Source organism: Amycolatopsis sp. NBC_01480, from assembly GCF_036227205.1.
In the GTDB taxonomy this organism is placed as follows: domain Bacteria; phylum Actinomycetota; class Actinomycetes; order Mycobacteriales; family Pseudonocardiaceae; genus Amycolatopsis.
This window is the reverse complement of sequence record NZ_CP109442.1, coordinates 783,899-799,908: the sequence shown is the minus strand read 5'-3', so window position 1 is coordinate 799,908 and position 16,010 is coordinate 783,899. Positions and strand designations below refer to the sequence as shown.

Genomic DNA, 16,010 nt, shown 5'->3' with positions numbered 1-16,010 from the left:
CTCAGTTCCCTTGCGGGCAGGCCGGTGCCGGTTCGCGGTGTTGCTGCGCCCAGCTGGCGAGCGGTCGAAGCGCGCTCAGCAGGGTCCGTCCCTCCGCGGTGAGCTGGTAGTGGACCGCGCTGAACTGGGTGCCCTCTGCGCGGCGTTCGACGAGACCATGGCCTTGGAGCCGGCGAACGGTGTCGGTCAGCACGCGCGCGGTCAGCGGCTTCGGGTGCGAGAGCCAGCCAACCCGTTCCTCGGTCGCGTTCACCTCGGAGAGCAAGTCGGAGAACTGCCGCTCGCCGAGGGCGAGGGTCGCGAGAACTGCGACGGTCCATTGGCCGCTGAGCACCGCCAGCGCTTCGTGCACGCTCTGCCGGTAGGGCACGTCCCAGTTATTCACATCAGCGTGCTTACCATGAGCAACTTCTCACCGGTCCCCGCAACGGGCGAACCCGTTGCATCGCGGAGACACATTCGGCCAGACGGGTGAAGAACTGTCGTGTGAGTCCAGGCTCACCCGGCTACTTACATTGCACTCAGTCGGACTTGCCCAGCTAGACCGGTGGTGTCCCGGCCATCCGGCGCCGGAACGGAAGTAGAGGCGGCCGGTCCCGAACGCAGCGAGAGCGAGAAGGACTGGCCGTCTCACCCTGGAACGGAGGCACCGTGATCGACCTCGGATTCGCGATCGTCTGATCGCCGAGCAACTGTTCTCATCGATTCGTGAAAATTCTTCAGTTTATTTCGGGGAGGGAACTATGTCCAAAATTGGAGTCTTTCGGAACTCAGCGATCGTCGGTTTCACGGCTCTGGTACTCGGAGGCACAGCCGCCGGGCAGGCCTCAGCCGCCGTTGCGCAGCCGACTAAGCCGGCGTCGACTGCGGAAGCCTGCGGTTACCTCGGCGGGGGTGAGTACCGGCACTGTGACGGCGGGACCGGCTCGACGGTCATGCTCGATGTCCAGGATCTCTGGGGGAATGTCTTTCATTACTGCGTCGGTCCTGGTGTGACGAACGTGCAGCCGGTCATTCGATGGCGGGTCAGGGACGCCTGGTGGAACGGCGGCGTTGGCTGCCAGCCCGGGTATTACGGCCCTGCCTGATCCCCTCTGCGGTGTGGCAGGCCCACCTCGGGCCTGCCCACACCGCTGATCCCGTGGAGACTCTGATGAACTGCATCAGGCACCTGCCCCTGAGCCTGGCGATCAGCGCCCTGGCTCTGTTTGCAGGCGCAGTAGCTCGTGCCGCGGACTGCGGAACTGTTCCGTCGAAGTTCGGGACACTTTTCACAGCTCGCCGCTCACGCCACCATGTTCATTCGGGAGGGACCGGTGTATTCGATCTTGGTGTGGATGGTCGGAGCGGCCGGCGTAGCTGCGGGACCAGGGCTACTCACGGTGGCGGAATGGGCAGCTGGCGCGTCGCTGGTGACCGTGGCACGGGCGCGTTTCGTGGTCGCAGCGGCGATGTCGGCGATGACCGCATTGCTGTGGTGGGCGGGGTGGGCTCAACTGGGCATGACGCCGGCTTGGTTGGCGTGGTGCTGGGCGTGCGCGTTGGGCTGCAGCCTTGTGCTGACGGACGTCTGTTGCCGGAGACTGCCGTTTCGTCTCCTGGGTGCGTTGGCAGGTGGAGGTGCCTTGGTCTTCCTCTGCGCCGCACTGATCGACGGGGTCTGGACGCAGTTTGGCTTCGCATGTACGGCTGCAGTGGCGGTGTTCGCGCTGGCGGGCCTCGCGCAGATATCGGTGCCAGGGCATACCGGTGGCGGCGATACCGCTTTGTATTCGGCGCTCGCGTTGTACCTGGGCTGGTTTGGTTGGGATGGCCTGCTGCGTGGATTGCTGATCTCCTGTGGACTCACCGGCATAGTCGCACTCGCCGTCGCCGCGTCGTCCAAGAGTATGAATTCACGGTTTCCCGCCGGGCCGTCGCTGCTCGCCGGTGCGCTGGCCAGCATCCTGATCACATAGGTGAAGTGGCTGGTTTCCGAGGTGGAGCTGGCTTGGCATTGGTGTCGGAAGCAATAGGAGGCATCCTTTGAACAAGTTCGCCGCTCGTCGTTCGCTGTTGAGTGCCGTCCTGGCTGGCACCTTGGTCGGGCTGCTGGCGGGGTGTGGTGGCGAGGACCCTGCGCCAGGGCCCTCGCCGAGTCGATCGGCGCCATCTCAGGTTCCCTCGGCGCCGGATTCATCTGGGCAGGACCAGAGGCAGGCCGTAGAAACGGCCTACACCCAGTTCTGGCCTCGGTCGTTGGCTATTCCGGGCACACCAGAGAACACCTGGCGGAATGCCATGGCCGAACTTGCGGTAGACCCGCAATTGTCCACAACCCTGGATGCGATGAGTCGCAATAAGCAGGCTGGGGTGAAGCCGTATGGAGATGTCACGACGCGCATCAGTCGTGTTGAACTCGATGGTGACCACGCGACGCTGAACGACTGTCAGGACGGATCTCGTTCGGGGCAAGCGGATGCGGCGACTGGCGACCGGAAGACCGTTGGCACATCTCAAATCCCCATACGCGCCCACCTGGTTCGGGATGTAGCGGACGGTCGGTGGAAGGTGTCACAGCTTGAGTATCCGGGTGGGCCGTGCTGATGACCATCCGACATTCGCTCGCCTGCTCAGCATGTCTACTTGCCGCTGTCTGCTGCGCCGTCGGGCTTGCTGGGACACCGTCCCAGGCTGAGCCCGCGCAGCCCACCCCGAATGACGACGGCCAGGTCATCGTCGTACCCAACAACTCTGACCAGTTCGGTCAGTACGCCCCACCACGTATCGACATGCGGGCGTTGGACCAGCGGGGACAGGCTCCTGTCCGCCCGGGGGATCCGGGATCGACGTCGGCCGGGGCCGGTCGAGACCGGCAGGCCGCGGCGGGTCCGGGCGGAGCGGCCGATTCGCCGAGCGGGATTCCGCCGGGTTGTTTCGTCGGCGGGTTCGGTGCGGGTGGCGCTCCTGGCGCCGGTCGCCCGGGTGGCAGCGCGTTCGGGATGCGTTGCCTGCCGCCGCTGCCGGTCAACAACGCGCCGGCTCCGGCGGGCGCGCCAGCGGCTCCGCCGTTGCCGAGCCCGGCGGAGTTGGCGGCGCAGGCTTTTGAGCAGTTGCGGTTGCCGTTGCCGGTGCCGCGGCATTCGCCGGATGTGCGTCTTCCTGATGGGCGGGACGCGACGATCGTCGGGGAGAACACCTGGATCTGGACCGAACGAGCTGTGTGGCATCCGGCTGTGCAGCGGGTTCAGGTCGGTCCGGTGTGGGCGGAGGTGACCGCGACGCCGGTCGGCATGACGTTCTCCTCGGGCACCGGCGGCTCGATGACGTGTTCCGGGCCGGGTACACCGTATGAGCGCTCGTACGGGTTGCATGCGGCCAGTCCGGATTGCGGGTTCGTCTACACCCGCAGCTCGGTCGGGCAGTCGAACGATCAGACCAGCGCGGGATGGGCGATCCAGTGGTCGGTGAGCTGGGTCGGCTCGGACGGCAATGCTCCGGTGGGCGGTGACTTCCCGCAGATGCTGTCCCGGGCCAGATCCGTGTTCGCTGTCGCCGAGGTCCAAGCCCTGCGCGCGAACTAAGAACGACACCACGGAATTCTGCGAGATAGACGTTTCTCGCATTCCGTAAACATCAAAAAGCCGCATTTCTTGATGGGGAAGGAGTTCTCCCGTGGGTACTGCTTTGTCTTTTTCCCGGCCGCCGCAACAGCACGGCCGTGACGCGGCCGCTGCTGGAGGGCCTGAGGATGGTGATGGTCCGCGGGTGCCACGGCGACGGCGGTGGTGGCTGCTGGGTACCGCGGTAGTGCTGGCCGCGGTGGTCGCCGTCGGCAACTACGCCCTGATCGCGGGACAGGACGCCCGGGTCGATGTCCTGGTGCTGACCCGCGACGTGAGCTGGGGCCAGCAGATCGGTGAGGGCGATCTCGGGGTGGCGAAGGCGGTGCCCGGTCAGCCGCTGGCCTCCATCCCCGCGAGCGAGCGCGCCGGTGTCGTCGGCCAGGTGGCGCGCTCGACACTGCCCGCGGGCAGCGTGCTGGCGCCTGGCCAGCTGTCCGCGCAGCCGGTCCCCGGCCCGGGTGAGCGGCTGGTCGGGCTCCCGGTGAAACCGGGCCACCTGCCCGCACGCGGCTTAGCCGCCGGGGATCTGGTGCAGGTCAGCCCGGTCGCGACCGGCACGGGGACCGACGCGGGACCGGCGCCGGCAGTGGCTGAGCCGTTCCGGGCGCGGGTGCTGGGTGTCGGTCTCCCGGACTCGAGCGGCGTGGTCACGGTCGATGTCGTGGTCGGCACGGACGCCGCGGCGGCGGCGACCAGCGCCGCCGCGGGCCAGGTCGTCCTGGTCCAGCTCGGGCCGGGTGCGTGAGAAGAAGCGATGGCTGTCGGGAAAGGACGGTGAGGGTGATGGCGATGATCACGATCATCTCGGGCAAGGGAGCACCGGGCTCGACCACGACGCTGGCTGCGTTGGCGGTGGGCTGGCCGGCGCCGGTGCTGCTGGCGGATTGCGACCCGGCCGGGGGCGACCTGGCGCCGGGCTGGCTGGGCCAGTGGGTCGTGGACGGCACGATCCGCACCGACCGCGGCGTGCTGTCGCACGCCACCGCGACCCGGCACGCGACGGCCGGGGACCCGGCGACGCTGATCGAGCACGTGCAACCGGTGCCTCCCGCACGGCACGTCGGCCTCCTGGCCGGGCTGACCGCACCGGGCCAACAGGCGGCGGTCGGCGCTACGGGCTGGACGCGCCTGACCTCGGCACTGGCTGCGTTCCGCACTGCGGCGGGCGAGCCGGCGGACGCGTTGGTCGACCTCGGCCGAATGAGCGCGGCCACGCCGTGGTCGTTGCTGCTGGCGGCGGATGTGGTGCTGGTGGCGGTGCGCCCGACCCAGCGGCACGTGCTGGCCGCGCGCCCGCTGCTGGCCGATCTGGCTGAGCGGATCGTGCCGGCCCGGCTGGGCCTGGCGGTGTGCGCGACGACGCCCGCAGGGACCCGTGAGGTTCGCGCGGCACTGGGCCGGGAGGTCGCGGTCGAGGTTCCCGCGGACGTCCGGGCGGCGGCGGTGTTCTCCGACGGCACCGACGCAGGCGCAGTGCCGTCGCGGTCGCCGTTGCTGCGTAGCGTGCGCCGCGCAGCACGGCGCCTGCACGGCACCTATCACCACTACACGCCGGCCGAACTGCGCATACCAGCTCTGCCGGCGTCGGCCCGGCTGCTTACCGGTGGTGTCCGATGACGCTGCCGCACAACGGATACCACCCTGTCAACGGCCCGACCGGCCACGAGCCACCGGCCACCCTGCCGCGGCAGGGACGCAGTGCGCTGAAAGCCACAGCGGTCCCGCGCCTACCCGGAGTGCCGCGCAATGGCGGGCCGGGCGGGCGGTTCGATCCGGAGGTGGTTCGGGCGATCCGGGAGTCGGTGGCGGCCCGGCTGGAACGGGTCGCCGCGGGGGAGTCGCATGTGGACGTTCCGCTGTCGGTGCAGGAGCAGCAGGCGCGGATGCGGGCCTACGTGGCGGAAGCAGTTGCGGAGTGGGTGCAGCGGCGCGCCGACGCGGGGCAGGCGCCGCTGCCAGCCGAGCAGGAGCGCCGGTTGATCCGGGCGGTGGTGGCGGCGCTGTCCGGGCTGGGTGCGCTGGAGGAGCTGCTGGACCGCGACGATGTCGAGAACATCCACGTGCACGGCTGCGACCGGGTTCTGCTGGAGCTGGCGGACGGGTCGGTCGAGCAGTGGCCGCACCCGATCGCCGACACCGACGGCGAGCTGGTGGACATGCTCGCGGCGATGTTCGCCCGCCACGGCCAAACCTCGCGGGAGTTCAACGCCGGCAAGCCGTTGGGGAACCTGCGGATCGGCGCGGGTGGCCCGCTCGGTGCCCGGGTGGCCGCGGTGATGGAGATCAGCGACCGTCCGCGGGTCGCGATCCGCCGCCACCGACTGGTCGACGTCGGCCTGGACGACTTGATCATGAACGGCACCCTCGATCCGATGCTGGCGTCGTTCTTGCGGTCGGCGGTGCGGGCGGGTTGCAACGTGGTCGTGTCCGGCGGTCCGGCCGCGGGGAAGACCACCCTGCTGCGGGCGCTGTGCAGCGAGATTCCGGACCACGAGCATGTGGTGACCGTCGAGGAAGAGTACGAACTTGGCCTCCACCTCGGCCCCCGGCTGCTGGTGACCCCGCTGGAAGCACGGCCCGCGAACTCGGAGGGGGTCGGAGAGATCTCCTTGGACGACCTGCTGAAGCAGACGTTGCGGCACTCGCCGAGCCGGGTAATCGTCGGGGAAGTCCGCGCCGGCGAGGTCACCGCCATGCTCCGCGCCCTCGGGAACGGCGCGGCGGGCGGGATGTGCACGCTGCACGCCACGTCCGCGTCGGCGGTGTTCGACCGGATCGCCGCACTCGGGCAGCTAGCCGTCCCGCCGCTGGCGATCGACGCTGCGCACCAGTGGACCGCCTCGGCGATCGACCTCGTCGTGCACGTCACCCGCACCGACCACGACAGCTCCGCGGGTCGGCGGCGGGAGCGGTTCGTCACCGAGGTGATCGAGGTCGGCCCGGTCGGCGACGCCGCCCGCCCGGACACCACCCGGATCTTCGCCCCCCGCCCGGCCGACGGCCGCGCCGTCCCAGCGTTCCCGCCGAGCCGTGACTTGCTGGAGCGCTTGGAGCGGGCGGGGTTCGACCGCTCCCTGTTCGACACCGCCGGTGCAGGGCCAGGTTTCCCTCATGGAGGCGGGCGATGACGGGCGTGTGGGCGGGTGCGCTCGGGGTGGCCGCGGTCCTCGCCCTTGCCTGCGCGGCTGCCGCCGTCCTCTCGCCGGCCGAGCGGACGGCCGGGCCTGCCGCACCGCGCCGGGTAGCGGGCTGGCGGGAGGCGCTGGCGCGGATTCCGGCGCGGCGGGTAGCCGTGGCAGTGCCGTTAGGCGTGGTGGTGTGGTGGGCGACCGGCTGGCCGGTCGCCGCGGTCCTGGCCGCCGCCGCGGTGATGGTCGTGCCGGTCCTGGCCCGCGGCCACGACGCCCAGCAGGTGATCATCCGGCTGGACGCGCTCGCGAGCTGGGTCCGGCGCCTGGCCGACGTGCTCGCCTCCGGGGCCGGCGGGCTGGAGCAGGCCATCGTCAGCTCGGCGCGCACCGCCCCCGCCGCACTGGCCACCGAGGTCGACACCCTGGCGGTACGGCTGCGGACCCGCGGCCTGGAACAGGCGTTGCGCGCGTTCGCCGACGACGTGGGCGACGAGGCCGCCGACGAAGTCGCCCTCGCATTGATCTTGCGCGCCCGCGCCGGTGGCCGCGGTCTGGTCGACATCCTCGACGCCACCGCCACCGCCCTGGACCGCGAGGTGGTCGCCCGCCGCGACATCGAAGCCGACCGTGCGAAACCGCGCACGGATGTCCGCGCGATCCTCGGCATCACCGCGGTCCTGCTGACCGGGTTGGTGATCTTCGCCCACGACTTCCTGACCCCCTTCAACGGCCTGCTGGGCCAGTGCGTGTTGGCCGGGATCGGCGGGCTGCTGGGCGTCGCCGGGTGGTGGATGCACCTGCTGATGCGGACCCACCGCCCCGCACGCCTGCTCGGAGCCGCGTCACGAAACCCGCCCGGGACACCGAAACGCACGCTGAGCGCGGTCCCCCGCTCCGGTGCGGGGGTGCCACGATGAGCGCCGGGGCGGTGGCGGTGCTGCTCGGTGCGCTGGCCGGGCCGGCGGTCGTGTGCGTCCTGCTGGCGGTGCTGCGCCCGGCACCGGTCAATGTCGCTGCCGCGGTCGCGGCGCTGGACGGGCGTGCCCGCCGCCGCGCCGACGGCGTCCCGGACCAGGGGCGCTGGTCGGCTCGGATGCAGCGGCTGGCCGGGTACTCGGCGCGGTCGTCGAACCGCTGGTGGGGTATTCCGGCCGCCGACCTCGATGTCCTTGGCCTGACCGCCGACCGCTACCTCGTACGCCAGCTCGCCTGGGCTGCCGGCGCCATCGCCAGCGTGCTGGCGGTGGCGGGGCTGGCGTGGTTCGCCGGTCTCGCGTTCCCGGGCCCGCTGGTGGTGCTGGCCGTGGTGGCCGCGGCGGGGGCAGGTTCGGTGGTGCCGGTGCTGGCCGTGCGCGAGGACGCCGCCCGGGCGCGGTCGGAGTTCCGCCGCGCCACTGCCGCCTATCTCGACCTGGTGGCGCAGGAACGCGCCACGGGCCGCGCACCCAGTCAGGCACTGGCCGAGGCGGCGGCGGTCGGGGACTCGTGGGTGTTCTCCCGGATCAGCCGCACCCTCTCCCGGGCGGCCCGTGCCGGTCACACCCCGTGGGACGCGTCGTCCCGGCTGGGCAAGCGGATGGGCGTGGTCGAACTCGCCGACCTCGCCGACATCCTCGCCACCGCTGCGGACGGCGCCGCGATCTACACCACCCTGATCGCGAAAGCCGGCGCGCTGCGCGCCGCGGCGCTGGCCGCCGAGAAGACCGACGCCAACGCCCGCTCGCAGCGGCTCGCGCTCCCGGTGGCGCTGCTGCTGATCGCGTTCCTGCTCCTGGTCCTGTACCCGGCGATGATCCGCCTGATGACAGGTGGTGGATAGATCGGAGAGAAAACCGTTGTGGGGCAAACATTTCCGACCTCGAAGGAGTTCGATAACCATGTCTGACAGGAAAGATCGTGACCTGCTCGCTGTCCCGTGGCGCTCCGCGGAACTTGCGCTGGCTCTGGCCGGGCTGGCCCTGATGCTGGTCGCCGGCGTGCGGACCCGCTGGGAACAGGCGCGAGCGTCCGGCGATCAGGGGTCGGAATCCGTGGAGAAAGCCGTGATCGCCGCTGTGTGCCTGGCCGTGGCCATCGGGCTCGTGGCCGCGATCAAGGCCGTGGTGGTGCGCTACCAAGGGCAGCTCCAATGACCGCCGGTCTCGATTCCGGGAGGGAGAACACCATGGCACACAAGGACATCGCTGCACGGGTAATGGCTGCCCGCTTCGACGAGGAGCCGGATAGAGTGTCGTGGAACCCGCATCTGTCCACGGCCCGGCGCGCCTGGGAGATGCGGCGCATCGTCTTCTCTCGCGGCGTCCCGTTTCTGGGAGTGGGTGGCGGGTTGTTCGTGCTGATCGGCTTCGCTGTCGGCTCGGGGTTCGCCGTGCTCGGCGCACTGATGTTGTTGTGTGGCATCGGAGTCGGGCTGGGCAACCTCCGTTGTCTCGTCATCGGCAGGTGTATCCATCTTGACGGGCTGTGCAGGCTCGACGAAGTGGCCGGCATCGTGTTGTTCCGGTGCCGTGACTTCACGGGCATGGGCGCCTCGGCCCATGCCATCGCGTCCCGGGTGATCGACGCGGTCGACGAGTTGCGCGACACCCCGGCGCGCGCGTGGCTCGATCCGGCTCTCCCCTCGACGGCGCACCGGCTGGCGTGGGAGGTACTGGGCTGCCTGGACCGCACCCGCACCGCGCGGATCCTGGCCCTCCAGCTCGCCCAGCGCCCGGCTCACAGTGACTTGGCTGACTCGCTCGCCGAGGCCATCGCCGCGCTCGACCACCGGCTCGACGATGCAGTACAGGCTTTGGCCGGCTGCGCCACCCTCGCCCGCGAGTGGACCCGTGCTCTCCACGACGCCGAGCTACGCCACCATGGCGAACAGGAACTCCGATCAACGCGGATGATCGCGCCGGACGACTTGACGGCTGCGGCGGAATCGCTGCTGCTGCAGACATTCTGCCGGGTGACCGCGGCCCGCGACCTCACCGGTGGCGGGCCTTTCCCCTGGGAACAGCCGCGCAGCGCCTGGTCTCCCCGCGCCGTGGGCCGCCGGCTCGCAGAGGTCGCTCGGCGTCCCGGCATCCAGCGCAGCCTCGTTGGGGAAGGGACCGGCCTGTCATGACCACCAACGACGAAATCGGACGTCGCGTGAGCGCGAACGACGTACCGCTGACCGAGCAACGCACTAGCGTTGCACAGCGCGTCGGTGACCTTGCGCAGCAACGAGCGTCCGTCGCGCACCAGCTCGCCGCCATCGAACATCAGCTCGGCGAAGTCCTCGCCGACTCCGCCGGCATCATCCGGATCGACGAGCTGGCCGAGTTCACCGACGTACCCGCCGACGATCTCACCCGCTGGCTCGATGCGCTCAAACCCGCACCTGCCAAGCGAAAGAAAGCTCCCGGCACCACGTCCGGCACGAAACGGACCGTCGCCGAGCGGAAACCGTCCACGCCGCCCACGCCTCCGCCCGCAAAGGAGTCTGCGCCACGCGGACCTTCCGAGCGTGCCGATCACGCGGGTGACATGCCCGAGCGGGCTATGGCGCAGGTGTCGTGATGCAGTCCCAGGACATCGTCCGCCCTGACCGTCCTATACGGACATTGTGGCGGGGCGTGCTGGGCCGGGCGCGGGCAGCCGACCGGGGGTCGGAGTCGGTGGGGATGGCGGTGGTGTTCCCCGTCGTGCTGGTGTTGATCCTCTCGGCCGTGCAGGGGGGCCTGTGGTGGCACGCGCATGCCGTGGCCGCTCAAGCCGCCCAAGCCGGAGTCGACGCCGGCCGCCCAGTCGGCGCCACCAGCAGCGCGGCGGCCGATGCGGCGCGCTCGTTCGCCGACCGCGCGGGACGCGGCGTGCTCACCGCACCACAGGTCCACGCCACCGTCACCGCGACCACCGTCGCGGTCGCGGTGTCCGGCACCGCGATCCGCCTGCTCCCGATCCCGGGCCTGGACTTCCCGGTCAGCGTCAGCGCACAGGCCAGCAAGGAGCGCTTCACCGTGCCCCTCAACGACGGAGACGGCTCATGAGCCGCCGAGCTGCGGCACGCGGCCTCCGGCTCAGGGCACAGCGCTGGAGCGATGCCGGGTCGGTCAGCGTCGAAGCCGCCGTGCTCGTGCCCGGCGTGCTCTTCGTCGGGCTGCTGATCATCGCCGGCGCCCGCATCTCCTCCGCGCAGCAGGCGGTCGACAACGCCGCAGCCGCTGCGGCGCGAGCCGCGTCGCTCGCCCGCAGTCCCGCCGCAGCGCACCAGGCCGGCACGGCGGTGGCCCGTGAACGGCTCGGGCGCGAGGGCCTCACCTGCCGTACGTCGAGCGTGTCGGTTGACGCCGGCCAGATCGCCGTCGGCCGGAGCGGGCTGGTCCGGGCCAGCGTGACCTGCCAAGTTCCGCTCGGCGACCTCGCTCTTCCGCTCCCTGGCGGTCGGACGATCACTGGCACCTTCACCAGCCCGACCGACCCGTACCGAGGCACCCCGTGACCGGCCCGGCAGCGCTGCCCTCGCCGCGGGATGCCGGGTCGGTGAGCGTGATGATCGCGGTCCTGGTGCCCGCACTGCTGCTCGTGCTGGCTTTGGTGGTCGACGGGTCCGCGCGGCTGCGGGCGATCGCCCGCGCCGACGCGCTGGCCGCCGAAGCCGCCCGCGCCGCGAACACCGCCGTCGACACCCGCGGCCCGACCGTCGGGATCGACACCGCCACCGCCGCCCGCACCGCAGCCGACTACCTCGCCGGCACTGGGCACCCCGGCCAGATCACCATCACCAGCACCCGCACCGTCCGGGTGACGGTCACGGTCACCGAGCCCACCCCCATCGGCCTGCTCGGCGCCAGCGCCCAGGCCACCGGCACCGCCGTGGCCGACCTCGGCGTCGGCACCCGCACCGGCAACCTCCCATGACATCCCGCACGGCGCAACGGGTTCGGGGCGTGCTCGCCGCACTGGCCCTGCTCACCTTCGTCGCCGGAATCCCATGCGGACTTCTCGCCCTCGACGCCGGGCCCACCCGCTTGATTCCCGGCCGCTGGTCGGATCCGGTGCCGATCGGCCAGTGGCCCGAGCGGATCTGGAACGCCCTGCGCTGGGCCTGGCTCACCGGCGACCTCGCGCTCTGGCTGATCATCGCCGTCGCCTGGGCCGGGTGGCTGGCGCTGACCATCTCCGTGATCGCCGAAGTGATCCGCCAAACCCGGCACGGCCTCCGTACCGCCCGCGGTCTGGCGGGTCAGGTTCCGCGCGGCCGGTGGATCGCCGGACTCGTCGCCGCCGTTGTCGTCGCGTCCTCCGCCGGCACCGCCGCCGCAGCCACCGGCCCCGCGGCCAGCGCACTACCCTGGCCACACCCGAACCCCGCCACCACATCCCGCGCCACCGCAACCGGCACCGGGCCCGACCCCGCCGCCCGTGCAGCTGATGTCCCGGCGTCCGCGGCGCCGCCGGATGACACGGTCCCGTACACGGTCGTGCACGGCGACACCCTGTGGGGACTGGCCGAACGCCACCTCGGCGCCGGTATCCGCTACCACGAGATCGTGCGGCTCAACCCCACCCTGCGCACACCCGAGGATCTGCAACCCCGCCGGACGCTGCGCCTCCCAGCCGACGCCACCGGCCTGCCCAACCCCGCCGACACCGCCACGGCGACCGGCCGCACCATCACCGTGAAACCGGCCGACACCCTCTCCGGCATCGCCGACCGAGAACTCGGCGACCCGACCGCCTGGCCCGAAATCTTCGACCTCAACGAAGGCCGCACCCAACCCGACGGCCGCGCGCTCCGCCACCCCGATCGGCTTCTGCCCAGCTGGAACATTGTCCTCCCCGCCGAACCAGCACCGCCCTCGGATCCACCCGAGACACCCGCTGCGCCACCACGCGCCCCGTCACTCGCGCCAGACCCGGAACCCTCGGCGGACTCGCCCGTCTCGGTCGCCCAGCCGGCGCCTTCGGAGCCTCAAGACGCGCCGCAGCCGGCGCCCGCCGTCCACGTCGACAACGGTGTCTCACTCTCGACCGGTGCCTTCGTTGGCCTCGGCCTGGCCGCGCTGATCACCCTCGCGATGATCACCCTCGCGATGATCACCGTGCGGATACGGCGTCGCCGCTGGTACCGGCCCGGTGCGCACGATGCTGACCCGGCCGGGCTGCCGGTGGTCCGCGCGCTGCGCATCGCCCACGATGCCGCCACGCGAGCACCCGACGAAGACGACATGCCCGCGGTCGCGCTGCCCGGACGGGTACACCCAGCCGAGATGCAGACCCGCGACAAGGCGCGGGCCACGGTCCGGGCCGTGATGCCGACGCCGCAGGACACGCCGCTCGGCGTCCGCGACGGACAGGCCATCGCCCTCGACCTCGCCCGCACACATGGGCTGGGGCTCGTCGGCCCGGGCGCCCACGCCGCCGCGCGCGCCCTGATCGTGACCGTGCTCGCGCACGCCAGCAGCGACGGCATCGACACCACTATCGTGATTCCCGCGGCCGACGCCCGCACCCTGTTGGGGCACGACCTCAAGGACCGGGCACCGCAACAACTTCGCATCGTGGAAGATCTGCCCGCGGCCCTCGATGTCCTGGACGCCGAGCTGCTCGCGCGCACCCACGCAGCCGACGTCGCCAAGCACGACCCGCCCGCGCGCACACCGCAGCCGCGCAACGGAACCGTCCTGGTGATCGCGGCTCCCACCCTGGACACGGTCCCGCGTGCGCACACCATCCTCGAGAACGGTGCGCGCTACGGCCTGGCCGGGGTGTTCCTCGGCCCCTGGCGACCCGGCGGCACCGTCCGCGTCCGCGACGACGGCACCGTGGAGACGACCAGCCCCGCCCTGAGCGACGACCTGACCGGAGCCCGGCTGTTCACCCTGCCCGGCACCGACGCCCGTGACCTCCTCGCGCTGCTGCACGCGGCCGACCCCAGCGGCGACGGCCCGAGCCGCAACCCCGCCGGCGCAACCGACGACCCCGCCACGCCGCGGCCGAGCCGGGCTGGGAGCCCGGCGGCAACCGAGCAGAACATCTCCGAGCACGAGTTCGTCCCCGCAGCACCCGGTAACGAAACGGCGGCAGCGTCTGCCTTGGCGGACCTCGACGTCCCTGCCCGGCATCCGGTGGCGGTCCCCTCCAGCTCAGTGGACACCAGGGGGAGCGGGCCGTCCTTGCGGGGTACCGGCAATGACCTGCCCGGGCTCGCCACACCATCCGCGGTGCCCGACGACGCCACGACCGCGGGGCACCCGCCGGCATCCGGAAACCCGGCCACGCGGCTGCATCTGCAGGTACTCGGCCGACTTCACCTGACCCGCGCGGACCCCGAGCCCCGCGACCTCATCGGCGCCTTCGCGCCGCGGCAACGCGAGATCCTGGTCTACTTGGCGCTGCACCGCGCAGGCTGCCGCCGGGAGACCCTGACCGCCGCGCTCTGGCCGGACGCGCCGGGCGAACGCCCGTACAACAGCTTCCACGCCACCCTGTCCCAGCTGCGCCGCGGCCTTCGCCGAACCACCGAGGACAACACCCTCGACCTCACCGTCCTGCAGGACGGCCACTACGGGCTCGACCCGACGATCGTGACCGTCGACCTCTGGCAGCTGCAGGACGCGCTCACCACGAGCCGCCAGGGCTCGCCGACCGACGCGGTCGCGGCGCTGAACCGCGTCACCGAGCTGTACCGCGCAGACCTCGCCGAAGGCATCGCCGCGGACTGGATCGACGGCCCCCGCGAAGCGCTCCGGCGCGACGTACTCGACGCGCTGAGCACCCTGATCCGCCACGTCCGCGGCGACGACCCCGAGCGCGCACTCGCCCTCCTCGAACACGCCCGCCGGCTCGACCCCTACAACGAAGCGATCTACCGCGACCTCATGCGCGTCCAAGCGCGCCTCGGCCAGCACGACAGCATCCCGCGTACCTTGAGTATCCTCACCACCTCGTTGGCAGGACTCGACCAACGCCTGGACCCAGGCACTCTCAACCTCGCCGCGGCCCTGCAACAGTCAAACATCCAGAACCGGCAAGCCAGCTGAGCCACTATCAGCATCTTCGGCCGGTGTCGCGGAGATACGAATTCGGATCCGAAGTTGTCTGCCTGTCCAACTTCCTTTCTTCCTTCTCGTCTGGCTTCTCCTGCGGGATCCCTCTAGAGAGGAGTGGGCAGCCTCCCTCCTTGTCCCAGGTCAATCAGGCACCGTCGGTGCCGGCGCTCCCCCCGACTTCGTCGCCAGCAGGCACGTGAAGAGTCGGTGTGGGGGTGGTCGGCTGTCTCCTCTGTGATTCCGGGGTCATGTTGAGTGCGCAGGTCACCCTCTCGTGAGCACGGCACTCCATCGTCTGAAGCACTTCTTCCGCCTCCGTTCGGCGTGGTGCAGCTACCCGTCCCAACCGCCGGCGACAGGTGTCCTTTGTGGACATAAATTGGAACCTGCTAAGCGCTGACAGTGAGAGGATCGACAGGCGCGTAAGCGCGCTAAGCCCCCTGGAACTGCTTAGGGCCCGGGTCTGGGCGGCTTAGCCTTAGCTTGCGCACGCCCTTAGCTCTGACGCTAAGCCCTTAGCCGTAGCTCGCGCCTGCTCACTGAGTCTGACTCCTGTCTCAACCACGGCCACCCCACCTCCTTGCTCATCCCTTGGGCGTCGTCGTTGCTCCATTTGGCTGACGGAAGCGCGATTCAAGCGCCTTGACCTGCAAGTTTTCAGATGTGACTTGGATCACGTACGGGGAATCTTGCAAATCCCCGTACGGGGTGGCAATGTATATGACGTACCGCTTGACGCGGAGCCGGTGAAGGACTCCCGCCGACGCGAAGAGCGGCGATTCGATTCAGTATTTGATCTTTGAGAACTGCATGCACACCGGGCCACCCCCTGGGCTTAGATCGCCGTTCTTTGAACGGAAAACCGCTTGCTGGCCAAGATGGAGAGTGAATTCCTGCCGTGTCGCGCAACGCGATTAAAGTGCGTGACGTGGGGCGCTAGCTCTAGCTAGCCGCAAGGGAAGGGGTGTCATCACGGTGCACTTCATGCCGGATCATTGTCCGGTGCGAAGTGGAAACCCGCCGCGATGTCCGTTGTGTAGCGCGTAATCGCGCCTTGTGCAGTAAAGAAGCTTGATATCTCAATAGTGAGACAGCTCTCAGTGTTCCGTATTCGACCCAATGGAACGGATACGTACAAACGTTCGCGGGAATGCGTCCCGCTCATGGTTCATGCCGTCGACTTGTCCGGCTTGTGAGACCAGGCGTGAACGCTGAGAACGAAGTGCCCATCCCTGGTGAATGATTCACGTGTC

General features: G+C 70.3%; 16 protein-coding genes. 15 read left to right on the top strand and 1 reads right to left on the bottom strand.

The window, feature by feature from the left end; translation table 11 throughout:
• Position 1 precedes the first annotated feature (1 nt).
• Positions 2-385 (bottom strand): winged helix-turn-helix transcriptional regulator, encoded by a 384-nt coding sequence (locus OG371_RS03825; protein WP_329065577.1) that lies wholly within the window; start codon positions 383-385, stop codon positions 2-4.
• A gap of 358 nt (positions 386-743) precedes the next feature.
• On the opposite strand from OG371_RS03825, the gene OG371_RS03820 reads away from it, so the two are divergent.
• The 15 genes from OG371_RS03820 to OG371_RS03750 all read left to right on the top strand — a co-directional run bounded on the left by OG371_RS03820 (position 744) and on the right by OG371_RS03750 (position 14,748).
• The gene (locus OG371_RS03820) at positions 744-1,088 is read left to right on the top strand and encodes a DUF6355 family natural product biosynthesis protein (RefSeq protein WP_329065575.1); all 345 of its coding nucleotides are present in this window, start codon (positions 744-746) and stop codon (positions 1,086-1,088) included.
• A 228-nt stretch (positions 1,089-1,316) separates the two neighbouring features.
• Positions 1,317-1,958, top strand: coding sequence for a methyltransferase (locus OG371_RS03815; RefSeq protein ID WP_329065573.1), 642 nt, complete (start codon positions 1,317-1,319; stop codon positions 1,956-1,958).
• 621 nt (positions 1,959-2,579) lie between these two features.
• Positions 2,580-3,563 carry a hypothetical protein gene (locus OG371_RS03810; RefSeq protein WP_329065571.1) on the top strand — a complete coding sequence of 328 codons (984 nt, stop codon included), beginning with the start codon at positions 2,580-2,582 and terminating at the stop codon, positions 3,561-3,563.
• 184 nt (positions 3,564-3,747) lie between these two features.
• Complete coding sequence (locus OG371_RS03805; protein ID WP_329065569.1) at positions 3,748-4,350, top strand: SAF domain-containing protein; 603 nt, start codon at positions 3,748-3,750, stop codon at positions 4,348-4,350.
• A gap of 44 nt (positions 4,351-4,394) precedes the next feature.
• On the top strand, positions 4,395-5,222 hold the full coding sequence (locus tag OG371_RS03800) for a hypothetical protein (protein WP_329065567.1): 828 nt from the start codon (positions 4,395-4,397) through the stop codon (positions 5,220-5,222).
• A 161-nt stretch (positions 5,223-5,383) separates the two neighbouring features.
• Positions 5,384-6,733, top strand: coding sequence for a CpaF family protein (locus OG371_RS03795; RefSeq protein WP_329065565.1), 1,350 nt, complete (start codon positions 5,384-5,386; stop codon positions 6,731-6,733).
• Positions 6,730-7,653, top strand: coding sequence for a type II secretion system F family protein (locus tag OG371_RS03790; RefSeq protein WP_329065563.1), 924 nt, complete (start codon positions 6,730-6,732; stop codon positions 7,651-7,653). The genes OG371_RS03795 and OG371_RS03790 overlap by 4 nt, the downstream gene beginning before the upstream one ends.
• Entirely contained in the window at positions 7,650-8,555 is a 906-nt protein-coding gene (locus OG371_RS03785; RefSeq protein ID WP_329065561.1) for a type II secretion system F family protein, read from the top strand. Before OG371_RS03790 ends, OG371_RS03785 begins: the two co-directional genes overlap by 4 nt.
• 58 nt (positions 8,556-8,613) lie before the next feature.
• Positions 8,614-8,868 (top strand): hypothetical protein, encoded by a 255-nt coding sequence (locus OG371_RS03780; RefSeq protein ID WP_091629120.1) that lies wholly within the window; start codon positions 8,614-8,616, stop codon positions 8,866-8,868.
• A 32-nt stretch (positions 8,869-8,900) separates the two neighbouring features.
• The gene (locus OG371_RS03775) at positions 8,901-9,845 is read left to right on the top strand and encodes a hypothetical protein (protein WP_329065558.1); all 945 of its coding nucleotides are present in this window, start codon (positions 8,901-8,903) and stop codon (positions 9,843-9,845) included.
• Positions 9,842-10,282 (top strand): hypothetical protein, encoded by a 441-nt coding sequence (locus OG371_RS03770; RefSeq protein ID WP_329065556.1) that lies wholly within the window; start codon positions 9,842-9,844, stop codon positions 10,280-10,282. The genes OG371_RS03775 and OG371_RS03770 overlap by 4 nt, the downstream gene beginning before the upstream one ends.
• A 56-nt stretch (positions 10,283-10,338) precedes the next feature.
• On the top strand, positions 10,339-10,752 hold the full coding sequence (locus OG371_RS03765; protein WP_442876077.1) for a TadE/TadG family type IV pilus assembly protein: 414 nt from the start codon (positions 10,339-10,341) through the stop codon (positions 10,750-10,752).
• Positions 10,749-11,204 (top strand): TadE/TadG family type IV pilus assembly protein, encoded by a 456-nt coding sequence (locus OG371_RS03760; RefSeq protein WP_091629113.1) that lies wholly within the window; start codon positions 10,749-10,751, stop codon positions 11,202-11,204. The genes OG371_RS03765 and OG371_RS03760 overlap by 4 nt, the downstream gene beginning before the upstream one ends.
• Entirely contained in the window at positions 11,201-11,623 is a 423-nt protein-coding gene (locus tag OG371_RS03755; protein ID WP_329065552.1) for a hypothetical protein, read from the top strand. The genes OG371_RS03760 and OG371_RS03755 overlap by 4 nt, the downstream gene beginning before the upstream one ends.
• Complete coding sequence (locus OG371_RS03750) at positions 11,620-14,748, top strand: LysM peptidoglycan-binding domain-containing protein (RefSeq protein WP_329065550.1); 3,129 nt, start codon at positions 11,620-11,622, stop codon at positions 14,746-14,748. The genes OG371_RS03755 and OG371_RS03750 overlap by 4 nt, the downstream gene beginning before the upstream one ends.
• Positions 14,749-16,010: the final 1,262 nt, after the last annotated feature.